7 protein-coding genes are annotated in these 14,732 nt (G+C 38.1%); 2 read left to right on the top strand and 5 right to left on the bottom strand.

All coding sequences use genetic code 11. The annotated features are described in order from the left end of the window. Window positions 1-379: 379 nt before the first annotated feature. From VUJ46_RS05410 to VUJ46_RS05430, 5 genes are all read right to left on the bottom strand, one after another. Window positions 380-550 carry a hypothetical protein gene (locus VUJ46_RS05410; RefSeq protein ID WP_326983981.1) on the bottom strand — a complete coding sequence of 57 codons (171 nt, stop codon included), beginning with the start codon at window positions 548-550 and terminating at the stop codon, window positions 380-382. Between the two features lie 253 nt (window positions 551-803). Next, entirely contained in the window at window positions 804-2,051 is a 1,248-nt protein-coding gene (locus VUJ46_RS05415) for an efflux RND transporter periplasmic adaptor subunit (RefSeq protein ID WP_326983982.1), read from the bottom strand. Window position 2,052: 1 nt separating this feature from the next. Next, window positions 2,053-6,417, bottom strand: coding sequence for a CusA/CzcA family heavy metal efflux RND transporter (locus tag VUJ46_RS05420; RefSeq protein WP_326983983.1), 4,365 nt, complete (start codon window positions 6,415-6,417; stop codon window positions 2,053-2,055). Between the two features lie 149 nt (window positions 6,418-6,566). Next, complete coding sequence (locus VUJ46_RS05425) at window positions 6,567-6,893, bottom strand: DUF6660 family protein (RefSeq protein ID WP_326983984.1); 327 nt, start codon at window positions 6,891-6,893, stop codon at window positions 6,567-6,569. A gap of 593 nt (window positions 6,894-7,486) precedes the next feature. After that, window positions 7,487-8,116 (bottom strand): TetR/AcrR family transcriptional regulator, encoded by a 630-nt coding sequence (locus VUJ46_RS05430; RefSeq protein ID WP_326983985.1) that lies wholly within the window; start codon window positions 8,114-8,116, stop codon window positions 7,487-7,489. A 1,319-nt stretch (window positions 8,117-9,435) separates the two neighbouring features. Here VUJ46_RS05430 and VUJ46_RS05435 point away from each other — a divergent pair. Continuing rightward, window positions 9,436-10,836, top strand: a complete 1,401-nt coding sequence (locus VUJ46_RS05435) for a glycoside hydrolase family 28 protein (protein WP_326983986.1) — start codon at window positions 9,436-9,438, stop codon at window positions 10,834-10,836. 1 nt (window position 10,837) lies between these two features. After that, window positions 10,838-14,443 (top strand): DUF4450 domain-containing protein, encoded by a 3,606-nt coding sequence (locus VUJ46_RS05440; protein ID WP_326983987.1) that lies wholly within the window; start codon window positions 10,838-10,840, stop codon window positions 14,441-14,443. The last annotated feature ends 289 nt before the right edge of the window (window positions 14,444-14,732 follow it).

The following is a 14,732-nucleotide window of genomic DNA, read 5'->3' on the forward strand; positions in this document are numbered from 1 at the left end:
TATTTCAATTAAAAGAAAGGCTATCCAGTATTTTGGATAGCCTCTTTTTTGGATGTCAGACTCCAATGAGGCAACCGTGAAGGTTTTTCGGATCAAGTACAAAAGTTGGGGACTAGGCAAAAAAGTTCAGATAATGTAAGATGAAATTTTTTGCGCTCGCAGATTTTGCTAATGATGCAGATCCTTTTCCTTACACTTTAAATATTGAACACAAAGCCACCCCAAGTTTTTTGACAATTCCCGCTTTAAGATTCACAAAGCCGTTCTATTGATAAAAGATCTCGAAGATTAAGCAAAAAATACCAGCAGCAGCACCTGTAAAAATCTGTGCGATTTGTGGGAAATAAAAATATTCGTGCATTCGTGGCAAAAAATACATCTAAACAATTTCTCCCCAAGTTTTGAAACTGATCCGGTTTTTCACAACCGGTTCTTCCTGAGGTTTAATGAGTGCCAATGCACAACTTGGGTAGCCGGGAAAAAGCGCCGACAATCTGAAAATAATAAAATGATCTCTTATTTTCCGAAGCTTCAATCTGAAATCCGGCACTTTAAATCAGCGGAAAATTTTGGGATCGGACAAAAGGTTTAGATCGTTTGAAAATTAAAACTTCATTTTTATACCATTTTATCTTTGAAATTTCCTTTAAATTATTCAACTCCTGCGGGGTTATAACATCATTGAATACGTATTCATCGGGGTTTCACCCGACGCTCCTGATATTTATAGCCTCTTCGGGGTTTTGTTAAGGTAAATTCAAAAAGAAAACAATATTATTCTCAACTTTTGTAACTCCCCCCGTTTAATGTTCATGCTCACCAGAATTAACTAATTTTGCATTCACAAAGAATGCTCCTTTTACCACAATTTTAGCGTTCGAAGGAATTTCAACGAGTGACGTAATAGCCGTATAGCCCATATCCGAAGCTCCTTTTACGATTTCAATTTTTTCAAAAGCCATCGTTTTTTGTTGATTTTCAGACTTTCCTCCTTGTTTACTTTCATTACCTACCTTTTCATGTTCGTCAGGTTTTTTATCCGACTGAACAAAAACATAATATTTCCCGTCCGCCTCAACAATGGCTTCATCAGGAATAGCAGGGGTACTGCTCTTATCGAGACTAACGATTCCGGTGATATTCATTCCGTCGATAAGGCCTGTTTTATTTCCTATCACATTGGCGTGAACAGAAATGGTCTTGCTTTCATTTTCAAAAGTAGAGCCTACACTATAGACCGTCGCATCATATTCTGTTTCAGGATTATTGGTCAGTTTAAAATGAACAACCTGGCCGATTCTCATTTTAGATAAATCTTTTTCAAAAACCTGCAGATCGAGATGGATTGAATGGTTATCAATAATTTCCAAAACCGGTGCTGAAATATCGACATAACTTCCGATCTGTGCATGAATAGTGCTGATCGTTCCGCTGATTGGCGCCGTAATAACCAATCCTGATTTTAAATTCCTGTTATTGACTGTTTCCGGGCTGATTCCCATCATCTGAAGCTGACGTTTCAGAGAGGCTTTTTGGGTTCTCAGAGTTTTCAGCTCCGCATCAGCACTTTGAAGATTCTTTTTGGCTCCCGCATCGTTATCAAAGAGTTCTTTCTGTCTTCTGAATTCCTGCTCAGCAAAAGAGATCCGGCTGTTAACCGTTAGATATTGTTCCTGCAGCTGAATATATTCTGGATTGCTGATGGTTGCCAGCACCTCCCCCTTTTTCACAAAATCCCCAATCTGGAAATTAATTGTTCTAATCACTCCGCCATATAGAGAAGTTACGATTGCTTTTCTATTATTCGGAACCCGCAGCAAACCATTGGCCTTCACCGTTGAAGTCAGCTCCTTCATTACAATAGCTCCTAAAGTTACACCGACAGATTTCATTTGGTCTTGCGTCAGCTCCGCAATGGTCTGAGGGTTTTCTTCGTGATCCTCTTCCGTTTTAACTTCCCCCTGAGCTTCTGCTGTGGCAACTTTTTCCCCACAACTAACGGCAAAGAGTGTGACCAAAACTAAGGAGAAGATTTTATATTTGATTTTCATTTTATTGATTGATAATTGAATTAATAGTAATAACAGATTCATTAACCTGCTGAATAGACTGCAGGTATTTCAACTGAATATCGGTTGCTGTCTGTAAGGCAAAAAGATATTCCACATAAGAAATTTCTCCTGTTTTATATCCTAGTTGTCCGGCTTTTGTAATTTTCTCGACATTCGGAATTGCCTGATTGAGATAATATTCATATTGATTTAAATTCTGCCTGTATTGCTGTAAGGTATTTCCCAATGCCGTTTCCAATTGTTTTTGCTGAAATTTCGCATTCGATTCCGCCGCCTGTTTTAAATAATCCCATGACTTTATTCTTGCTTTTGTCGCCCCAAAGGTCAAAGGGATTGAAACACCGACTGTCGCCGAGTGAAAACGATTCCCTCCGTTGAAATACTGCTCCATTCCGTTGACTGTCTGAAAACCAATCAGAGACTGATTGGTATAACCTAGGCTAAACTCAGGAAGACCCAGGGATTTTTCGACATTTTTATTCTTTTCGGCAATTTCCATTTCCTGATAAAAAATCTTCACTGAAGGATGTCGGGCAACTGAAGAACTATCCAAAACATCATACACTTTCAACAGCTGATAGTTTTCGACAAACGGAACGGAGAGATCTTCTGTTGTATTTAAAATATTCTTCAATTTTTTGTACGCATTTGTCAAATACACTTCGTTCTGTTTCAGTAATAAATTAATTTCACCTTTCTGCGTTTCTGCAGTATTAATTTCAATTTTCTTAACATCGCCGGCTTTAAATCTTACCGTTGCAATTCTGATAAAATCGTTATATAAACTATCCAGATTCTTCAATTTCGATTGATTATACTGCAGATATTCAATTTGATCATAATAGGTCCTGACCTGCTTGATAAGCTCATTTTCGGAAACCTCCCTGTTGATCTGCTTTCCTTTAATTTCCTCCCCTATTAATTCTTTTTTTGCCTTAAATAACGTCGGAAACGGAATGGTTTGAGAGATAGAAAAAGACTGATCAAACTTCTTGGAATTATATTGTCCCAACTGAGCATCTACATTCATTTTTGGAAGTTCTTTTGCCGTAGGCTTTAAAGCTTCAGCAGATTGAATCTCCCAATCTTTGGACTTCAGCAGATCACTGTTTTTTAAAGCTATCTGAATAGCCTGCTCAACCGTCAAGACATTCCCCTCCTGGGCTTTAAAGGTTTGTCCGCACAATAAAAAGCCCGAAATGAGAACGGTAACCAAAGGCTTTGATCGTATCTTTTTAAAATTAATATCAGAATTAAAAATAATATACAGCATAGGCAACACAAATAGGGTCAGGAAAGTAGCCGTTACCAGACCTCCGATAACAACGGTCGCTAAAGGCTTTTGAACTTCCGCGCCCGCTCCTGTGGAAACTGCCATTGGTAAAAACCCGAGGGAAGCCACTGTCGCGGTCATTAAAACAGGCCTTAACCGTGTTTTCGTACCTTCCATGACCCGCTTTAAAATATTGTTTTCGCCTTCTTTTTCTAATTGATTAAAAGTACCGATCAAAACAATTCCGTTTAAAACAGCAACACCAAATAAGGCGATAAAACCTATTCCTGCGCTAATACTGAAAGGCATATCTCTCGACAGTAAAGCAAAAACTCCCCCGATCGCACTCATCGGAATAGCCGTAAAAATCAATGCGGCCTGCTTCAGCGAATGGAACGTAAAATACAACAACATGAAAATCAACATTAATGAAACCGGCACAGCAATCGTTAGGCGTTCACTTGCAGCTTTCAAATTTTCAAACTGCCCACCGTAGGTGAAATAGTAACCTGAAGGTAATTTTATTTTCTGATCCAATTTTTGCTGAATCTCTTCAACAACACTTTGAACATCCCGATCTTTTATATTAAAACCGATCACAATTCTCCGTTTTCCTGCTTCACGACTGATCTGAGCCGGGCCAAGCTTATAACTGATATTCGCCACCTGAGCTAGTGGAATCTGCGCTCCGGAATTCGTCGCAATCATCAGATTATTCACATCATCAATATTCGTTCTGTGAAGACTGTCGAGACGAACCACTAAGTCAAACCGCCTTTCATTTTCAAATACCTGACCGGCAGATTGTCCTGCAAAGGCTGTGCTTACAGCACTATTCACCTCTTCGATATCCAAACCGTAATTGGCCATTCTTATCCGGTCGTACTCCACGTTGATTTGCGGGAGCCCACTTACACGCTCAATTTGTGGAGAAGTAACACCTTGTACCGACTGAATAATTTTTGCCGTTTTGTCTGCATAGATGCTTAAGGAATCCAGATTTTCACCAAATATTTTCACGGCAACATCCTGACGTATCCCGGTCATCAGTTCATTAAAACGCATTTGGATGGGTTGGTTTTTCTCAAAGAAAACTCCGGGAATCGTTTCTAATTTTTCGGAAATCTCATCCGCTAATGCTTCATAGGATTTTTTTATTTTCCATTCTTTCTGAGGTTTTAAAACAACAATAAGATCGGTTGCTTCAGGCGGCATTGGGTCAGTCGGAACTTCGGCAGCCCCGGTTTTTCCCACAACCATTTTAACCTCGTCAAACTGTTTAATAATTCTGGAAGCCTGCATCGACGTTTCAATACTTTGGCTTAAAGAACTCCCCTGGGGAAGAATACAGTGAAAAGCATAATCCCCTTCCTGTAACTGAGGAATAAATTCACCTCCCATTCTTCCGAATATCCAGGCAGCAACGACAAATAAAGCCACTGTTCCGCCAACCAGTCCGTATTTTATTTTCAAGGCTTTTTCCAGTAAAGGCTGGTAGATTTTCTGAAGTCTATTCATCATCTTATCCGAAAAGTTTTCTTTGTTTAAGGGCTTTTTAGATAAAAGTAACGCAGTCATCATTGGAATATAGGTTAATGATAAAATTAACGCTCCCAAAATAGCGAACCCAACCGTTTTTGCCATTGGCGTAAACATTTTTCCTTCAACACCCACTAAGGTCAAAATGGGAATATAAACGATTAAGATGATAATTTCTCCGAAAGCTGCACTGCTTCTGATTTTTGATGCCGAAATAAAGACCTCCTCATCCATTTCAGATTGAGTGAGGATTGTATTGGTTTTTCTTAGTCCTAAATGATGCAGTGTCGCCTCAACAATAATTACCGCACCGTCGACAATAAGCCCAAAATCAATAGCGCCAAGACTCATTAAATTGGCACTAACACCGAACACATTCATCATTCCCAAAGCAAACAAAAGGGATAACGGTATGGCCGAAGCCACAATTAATCCCGCTCTAAAATTTCCAAGGAAAAGAACCAATACGAAAATGACAATCAGAGCCCCTTCAATTAAGTTATTTTCAACCGTTTTTATGGCTCTTCCCACCAAATCCGTGCGGTCTAAAAACGGTTCAATAACCACATTATTCGGAAGCGATTTCTGAATGGTAGGAATCTTATCTTTAATCCGTTGAACGACTTCATTGCTATTCGCTCCTTTCAACATCATAACAACACCGCCAACAGCATCAACTTCACCATTATACGTTAAAGCTCCGTAGCGGACGGCATGTCCAAGACCAACATTAGCCACATCTTTAATAAAAATCGGAACACTTCCCGTTTCATTTTTTACCGCAATATTTTTGATATCATCAATAGAAGTGACAATCCCGATTCCACGAATGAAGTAAGCATTAGGTTTTTTATCAATATAAGCTCCGCCCGTATTTTGATTATTTTTTTCTAAAGCTGTGAAAATATCTGTAATACTGACTCCCATTGCTTTCAGACGGCTCGGATCGATGGCAACTTCATATTGTTTCAATTCGCCTCCAAAACTGTTTATTTCTGCAACGCCGGGAGTTCCGTTGAGTTGCCGGCGGACGATCCAGTCCTGCATGGTTCTCAGTTCTTTACTGCTGTATTTTTTCTCACTTCCTTTTTTCGGATGGAGAATATACTGGTAGACTTCCCCTAAACCTGTACTTACAGGAGCCATTTCAGGGGTACCCACCCCTTTTGGAATTTCTTCGGAAGCCTGTTTCAGCTGTTCACTGATTAATTGACGGGCAAAATAAATATCTACACTTTCTTTAAAAACCACGGTAATTACAGAAAGTCCGAATCGTGAGATACTTCTCGTTTCTTCGATATCAGGAACATTCGCAATACTCTGTTCAATGGGAAATGTAACTAACTGTTCCACTTCCTGCCCTGCTAAAGTGGGGCAAACAGTAATAATTTGTACCTGATTATTAGTGATGTCAGGTACGGCATCAACCGGTAGTCTGGACGCACTCGCTATACCCCAGACAATTAACATCAAGGTCATTATACCAATGACAATTTTATTCCTGATGCTGAATTTTATGATTTTATCGAGCATTAGATTTAATTTTTATTGAAAATCGATCTTCTTCCGTCAAAAGAGGAATGAAGAGCATCGAAAATGAACAGAAATCCCTGCAACGATGTTGCAAAGTTTCCACGACACATTCATGAAAGACACCGGTCCTTCATGGATATCAATACCAATTAAATTTTGGGCGGTTGCCAGATCTGATCGTATACCAAATAGGCGAAATCATTTTTCTGAAAAAGAATTTTTTTTGAATAATAGCTGTTAATTTGTTCCGGAAAAGAAATCACAGGTTCGGTTTTAAAAGAAGCTACCGTAATCTGGCAACAATTGCATGAACATAGTGGAGAACAGAGATCGGTCTTATCTTTCGAATGATGATCGGTCTGGAAAGTGACCTGCAAAACCTCATTGATACCCGGAGACTGTGCATCAACATCACCACATGGCAGTAATGACAACACCAAAAAATAAATTGTAAGCAATAGTCTCAAAATGTTCACATTGCAAATTTATGTAATTTCTGGATAAAAAGCAGATTTAAAATGATAATTCAGATCACGTCAATAATAATTCGACTTAAAATACCTTCCGCTTTTACGGTCTTTTATAAGTGAAATCGAAGATTATCTACTTTCAGTCGATGAATGATATTTCGCCGGAGTCAAACTGCTTGGTGAGCCTTACAGCGAACAGTTGTAAATTAGCAACGAATGCACGAATATTTTTATTTCCCAGAGATCGCAGACTTTCACAGGTGCTGCTCTCTTTGTTGGTTTTTCGCAAAGACGCAAAGATATTTTTTAATACTCTATGTTTTTAAGGCACAAGGATTTTATCGAAGATAAAATTGAGGGCTGCATCGTATGGCCACGAATGCACGAATTTTTATTTCCCAGAGATCGCAGACTTTCACAGGTGCTGCTGTCTTTGTTGGTTTTTCGCAAAGACGCAAAGATATTTTTTAATACTCTATGTTTTTAAGGCGCAAGGATTTTATCCAAGATAAAATTGAACGCTGCATCGTATGGCCACGAATGCACGAATATTTTTATTTCCCAGAGATCGCACAGATTTAGAACATATCAGTAGAAAATCAAAGATTTTCATAAGTCAGTGAAGTCATAAAAGAAATGGCCTTTTTGATCTGATCCCTCCCTTCCGAAGTTGTTAAATTAATACCACAAAATGTATCGCCATTTACCGAAGAATACATATTAAGATAATAAAGCCCCGCTACCATAATCGCCATTACCGAACGAAACTCCTCGGCATGTTCACCAAAATGAGGGTCTGCAATATTTTTAAAGATATATTCTCCGTTAGCCTCCTGAGTATCTGTCATTTTCCTCAAGGCTTTGCGGGATTCCGCAAGTCTCCAGAGCAGAAGCTTTTGTGCATCTTTGTTGCTGAAAACATATTCATACTGCATCTGTAGCATCCCTTCAATAATTTTTCTTCCGCCATCATCCACGTCGGGCATCACTTTGTCGGCCGTTACATTGCTCCAGTAGTCCTGAGAACGGATATACTCATCCAAAAGGCCATCCATCCCTCCAAAATAAGTATAGATCATCTTCTTATCCACGCCCGCTGTGGCGGCAATATGATTGATCTTTAAAGCGGCATATCCTTTGGTCTTGAGAATTTTTCCTACTGCATCCAAAAATTTCTTTTTACTTCTTTCCTTATTACGGATGTTGCCCGCGGCCGATTTTCTTTCCATCGTTAAACATTCAGTACACAAGTTTAAGAAATTTTTAATTATTTTAGACACTAATTAGTGTCTTATTTTATATATTTGCACAAACTTAACCATTCTATATATATTTAAACACTAACAAGGTTGAAAAAAGTGGAAAAGCAATTCGGTTCAAAGCAATAACGATAAGAATTACGCGTTTCATTCCCTCAGATCAGAAAAAGCTTCAGATACCATGAAGCAGCGGTGAGATGTACATTCCTAATAAGATGACAGGTCACCCCAATACATCGCTAAGGTAAAAACACGAAAAAGCAACAGCATTATCAGACATCTGATGATGCTGTTTTTCATAATCAATTAGATAAAGTTTCTTCGCTTTTACGAATCAAATACAAAATTTAGGGAGAAATTCTTTAGATATTTTTTTGCCACGAATGCACGAATTTTTTATTTCCCACACATTGCTCAGATTTCGCAAATTTAGAACCCATCAATAGAAAATTTCAGATTTTCAAAAACTTAAGTATACTTCTATGCAGCTTAACATTAAGCTTAAATAACTAAAGTGTTAAAAAACTTTTGTGACTTTTGACTACGTCGAAATATCATTCATCGACTGAAAGGAGATAATCTTCGATTTGTGGTTAAATTTTAGCTACGGATGCACGAATATTTTTTATTCCCACTGATGGCACAAATTTTCACAGGTGTTGCTGTCTCTGTTGGTTTTTCGCAAAGACTCAAAGATATTTTTTAATACTCTATGTTTTTAAATCGCAAGGATTTTATCTAAGATAAAATTGAAGGCTGCATAGTATGGCCACGAATGCGTGAATATTTTTATTTCCCAGAGATCGCACAGATTTTCCAGATGATGATGTTGATTTTTATTGCTTAACCTTCTCGATCTTTTATAAGTAGAACGGCTTGGTGATCCTTAAAAACAGATAGTTGTCCAAAACCTTGGAGAACTTAGTGTTCAGATATTGGGATACTTCAACAGGGCTATCATTTGCTGAGTAGAAAGCCGTTGCGAACGGAAAATCAGCAACATTATTTATGAAAATCAGTAAATTCCATAGAAAATCCGGTCATTCTTGGGTGGTACAGATATTTTATATTTTATCTAGTATCAGGCTGAAAAACGAAACTTTTGTATCTTTTACCGTGAAATTAATGACCATACAGTTAATTATCTCAACATAAAAAATGCAATCGATTACAAATTTTAAGTTTCCCCGACAGTGCAGGATAATTCTTTATCGCAATTATTTTAGATTGCGATCAACAAAGGAATTGTATCAACTTAAACTTTTGTAAACTAAATATTCACTGACATTATGATAAAATTCGCCTTCGCTCTTACTTTTGCTCTTTCGATATCACTATCAGCGCAATATAAACCGTGGACTTCCGCCAAACAGCCTCTATCAGAAATTCAGGCCTTAAAAAAACAGATCAAAAAACCGGAATTCAGAAAAGTAGACTATCTGATCACAGATTTCGGAGCTGTTGGAGACGGAAAGACCAAAAATACAGAAGCTTTCAAAAAAGCAATTGAAAAATGCAGTGCCGAAGGCGGAGGAAGAGTGGTCGTTCCAAAAGGTGTCTTCCTGACAGGAGCTATTTATTTAAAATCCAATGTCAATCTTCATCTAAGTGATGGTTCCACCATTTTATTCAGTCAGGACAGCAACGACTATCCTATTGTTTTTACGCGTTGGGAAGGAATGGAATGTATGAATTATTCATCACTGATTTATGCTTATGAAGAAGAAAATATTGCCGTTACCGGAAAAGGGACTTTGGATGGAAATGCCAATTTAGATAACTGGTGGTTCTGGTGTGGTGCTACAAAATACGGATATAACGAATCCCGCCCCGGAAGACAAAACCCTGCCCGTGCTAAGCTTCATGAATATATGGCGGAAAGAAAACCGGCAAGAGAAAGAATTTTCGGAGACGGATATTATCTAAGACCTAATTTTGTTCAGCCTTATAAATCTAAAAACTTCTATATGGCAGATGTCTTGGTCAAGAACTCTCCCATGTGGAATCTGAATCCTGTTTTGTGTGAAAATGTACTGATTGAAAGAGTAAAAGTCATCAGCCACGGCCCAAACAACGACGGTTTTGATCCCGAAGCGTGTAAAAATGTGTGGATTAAAGATTCATATTTCGATACAGGAGACGACTGTATCGCCATTAAATCAGGAAGAGACGAGGACGGAAGAGATATCGGAAGACCTGCGGAAAACCATATTATTGAAAACTGTGAAATGAAAGACGGCCACGGAGGCGTGGTGATCGGAAGTGAGATTGCAGGAGGAGCTAAAAATATTTATGCTGTTGGAAATGTGATGGACAGTAAAAATCTGGACAGAGCTTTAAGAATTAAAACAAGCTCAAGCCGTGGTGGAACTATTGAAAACGTATTTTTCTACAATACCAAAGTGGGTGCTTACAAAGAGGCAGCTGTACGTTTCAACATGCACTATGAAAAACCAGGAAATCATATTCCGACGATGAGAAATATCTGGGTAGAAAATTTAACCGTGGATAAAGGCGGAAAATATGCGGTATTTTCTGACGCTTACGAAACTTCCCCTGTAACGGATTTCACGATGATTAATGCTAAAATGGTTGGCGTTCAGATTCCGTATAAAGTGGATTATATGAAAAATGTGACCCTAAAAAATGTAACTGTTAACGGTCAGCCTTTAACTGAGTTAAAACCATAAGATGCGAAAGAAAACCATTTTCGCCGGACTGATTGTTTTATCGGCATTTTCACAATCTTTTGCCCAATCAAAACATTGGCAGAACAAAGAGCGCGAACTGCATTATAAAGAAGATAAAGGTGATTATCTACTGGTCAACGGCAAATACCGTTTCAACCGTGCATTGTATGGAGACAACCGTGCTTCCCGTGTTGAAGCAGGAGATTTGCCTGAATTTGCATTGTATCTTCCGGGAATGGGCGGCAACCTTCAGTTTGTTATTCAGAAAGGAAATTCAATTAAGAAATTAATTAATGCTGATAAAATTGAAACCCGTTATCGTCCCGGAACGATGTTGTATGAAATTAAAGATCCTATTCTTGGAACGGGAAGTTTGAAACTAACCGTTTTGGCTCAGGCAAAAGAAGAAGGTTTGGTGGTAAAAATGGAAACTGTAAATATAGATTCATCAACAAAAATCTATGCTGTGTATGGCGGTGCAAGCGGAACGACTTTCAGCCGAAACGGTGACATTGGTGCAGATCCGGAATCCGGTTTTTACCTTTTACCTGAATATTGTTTGAATAATCAATTTGAAATTAATAAAAATCATTTTCAGCTGAATTATTTAAACAAGAGAAAAGAAACTCAAATCGTTAGCGGAAGCTTTTCAAATGTCAATTCATTGCAACAAACTGATGCACATACGTTAGAAAGGCTGGCTGAGTTTAGTAAAAATAGAACAGAAAAATCACCGATTGTTTATGCCGGTTATTCTTCTCAGAAAAATCCGGTTTATATTCAAATTAAAAAAGGAAAATCAGATAAAAATTTTTCAGATGAAGAATTAAAGGCTTTATTTAATGAGGCAGAACAGTCCCGTTTAAAACTGACAAATAGAATTCAATTAAAAACGCCGGATGCTGATTTAAATAATTTCGGAGCTAATTTAGCCATTGCCGCAGACGGAATCTGGGAAAGCCCGACTTTTCTTCACGGCGCGGTAGCATGGAGAATGCGACTGAATGCATGGCGTGGCGCATACACAGCCGATGCCTTGAGCTGGCACGACCGGGCTAAAGAACACTTTGAGAGTTATGCTAATTCGCAGGTTTTGAAACCCGATTTTGCACCTGTTGAAATGGATACGTTGCTGCATTTGGCTAGACATAAGGAAAGCATGGGAACTTCCGTTTTTTCCAGCGGGTATATTTCCAGAAATCCTAATGACAACACCAAACCACATCATTATGACATGAATCTGGTGTTTTTTGACCAGTTGTTCTCACATTTCAATTATACAGGAGACAAAGAATTCTTAAAGAAAATGTGGCCAACAATGGTTCGTCACATGGATTGGGAAAAAAGAAACTTCAAACGCGGTGATCTCTACGATGCGTATGCTTCCATTTGGGCGAGTGACGCGCTACAATATTCAGGTGGAAAAGTGACGCATACCACCGCTTATCACTACAGAGCCAACCGTGAAATGGAGAAACTCGCAAAAATGATCGGTGAAAATCCGCAGCCTTACCAACAAGAAGCTGATTCGATTTTAAAAGCCATGAAAAATGAGCTTTGGATTAAAAACAAAGGTTATTTTGCTGAATATAAGGACGCGTTGGGTAATCAGATCTTGCACGATAAACCGGGAGTATGGTCGATTTATCATGTCTCGGATGCTTTTATTTTAGATGAATTTGAAGATTATCAGAACTTACAGTACATCAATAACCACACCCCGAAAATTCCGATAGCGGTAAAAGGGGCAGATAATAAAAACTATTTTACGTTAGCCACCACTAGCTGGCAGCCTTATGACTGGTCGATCAACAATGTCGCTTTAGCAGAAAATTTACAGACTGCATTGGCATACTGGCAGGTGGGAAGGAATGATGATGCTTACCAACTTTGGAAGGGAAATCTGGTTGAAAGTATGTATTACGGGATCAGTCCTGGAAATTTTGAACAACTTTCCCATTACGATGCCTTTCGTGGTGAATTATACCGAGATTTTGCCGATCCAATCGGGGTAGCATCCAGAACTTTGACAGAAGGGCTTTTCGGGGTTTACCCTAATTTACTGGAAAATAAAGTCAGCATTAAACCCGGTTTTCCAAAAGACTGGAACGCTGCCGAGCTAAAACTTCCGGATTGGGAATATACGTTTAACCGAACTTCGAAAAAAACTGAACTTTTTTTTAATTCAAAATATCAGAATCCAGTTTCCTTGGAAATGCAGATTCCTGTGAGTTATTCCAACATCAAATCGGTAAAGGTAAATGGTAAAAAAATAGAATGGAAAGTTAAACCGAATTCTATTTCACAGCCGATCATACAGTTTGAGACACCAAAAGGAAAAGATTTTAAGATTGAAATTACTTATTCCGGTGAGGAAGTAAAAAAAGAGCAAACAGAGTACATCCATTATATTTCTGAAAACTTTCAATTGAATTTTGATTCAAAAAAGAAAATAAAAAACGTATATGATCCACAAGGATTAGTGAAAAATTCCCCTCTGGAGGGGTGGATTCGACCAAAGGGAGAAAACGAGGTGGTCAACCACACCATCAAATTAGATAACCAGGAAAGAAAAGGGACATTTTTCGTACAAGTCGAGCAAAACGGAACGGTTTGGTGGCAACCTGTAAATGTCGATATCCGTTTTCCTTTGGAAACAAAATGGATCAACAAAAAGTTACAGATTCAGTCAAAATCATCTCATCCAATTAATGGAAAGCTGAGCATTAATGGTTTAAATAAAACCTTTAGCATTCAAAAAAATCAGAATTCATTGATTGAAATTCCTGTAAATTATATTAGCAAAGGAACCAATTCCATTGAGCTTGAATACAACGGAATCAGACAAAATATTGAAATTACAGATTGGGATATTGAGAATCAGGGACAATTCAATACCATTTCATTAGCCTCAAAGTATAATGAAAAGGTAACGGAGATCTTCAATCAGAAATACCTTTCGCCGAGATTGGAAGTCCCTACTCTACAGCTTCCGTGGCAGGGCATCGGGAACTGGTGTTATCCGTTGATTACCGCTCAGATTGATGACAGCGGATTGATGAATAAAAGAAAAAATGGTAAAGTTGATTTCATGGGAATTCCTTTTTTAATGGATAAAACAGATAAAAATATTGCTTTCGCAAGTCAGTGGGACAATTATCCAGAATCTATTGAAATTCCACTACATGGAAAAGGAAAGAAAATATACTTCTTAATGGCTGGTTCTACGAATCCGATGCAATCTCAGATTGTAAACGGAACAGTTACCGTTCAGTACACTGATGGTTCGACCGCAGTACTGGAATTGAAAAATCCGGTGAACTGGTGGCCGATTGAGCAGGATTTGCTTGATGACAATTTTGCATTTGAAATTCCGGATGATAAAATTCCGTATCGGGTAAAATTGAAAACAGGAGAATTATATAAAGGGGGAACATTAAGTAAATATTCAAGTATAAAAGGATTTACAGACCGACAGGTTGAAGGAGGTTCTGCCACGATTCTGGACTTGCCGATTGATCAGAATAAAGAATTAAAATCAGTAAAGCTGACGGCCGTGAGCAATGATGTGGTGATCGGAATGATGAGTGCTACTGTTTTAAAATAAAATTTAATGCCACGAATGCACGAATATTTAATTAATAATTAACCTTTATGTCGTGTATTCTTGGCTGACAGAATAAAATATATTTAGCGCAAAAGATTCAAAAGAAATGTTCGAGTATAAGAGCCTGTTTAAAATTTTACCGTTTTATTTATTGTCCTTAATGAAGTTGATCTTTGCTCCATTTTGATGCTCTTTTGAGCGTATTTTTCACTTCCTATTTTTGATTTAGCCCGCTAAATCTGCAAACACGAAGCAAAAAATCCATCTCAAAATAGCTATAAAAATTTTT

The organism is Chryseobacterium sp. MYb264, assembly GCF_035974275.1.
In the GTDB taxonomy this organism is placed as follows: domain Bacteria; phylum Bacteroidota; class Bacteroidia; order Flavobacteriales; family Weeksellaceae; genus Chryseobacterium.

Bases quoted from the DNA above. Each gene is read 5' to 3' on its own strand.
- VUJ46_RS05415 (WP_326983982.1), bottom strand. From the start codon at position 2,051: ATGAAAATCAAATATAAAATCTTCTCCTTAGTTTTGGTCACACTCTTT.
- VUJ46_RS05420 (WP_326983983.1), bottom strand. From the start codon at position 6,417: ATGCTCGATAAAATCATAAAATTCAGCATCAGGAATAAAATTGTCATT.
- VUJ46_RS05430 (WP_326983985.1), bottom strand. From the start codon at position 8,116: ATGGAAAGAAAATCGGCCGCGGGCAACATCCGTAATAAGGAAAGAAGT.
- VUJ46_RS05435 (WP_326983986.1), top strand. From the start codon at position 9,436: ATGATAAAATTCGCCTTCGCTCTTACTTTTGCTCTTTCGATATCACTA.
- VUJ46_RS05440 (WP_326983987.1), top strand. From the start codon at position 10,838: ATGCGAAAGAAAACCATTTTCGCCGGACTGATTGTTTTATCGGCATTT.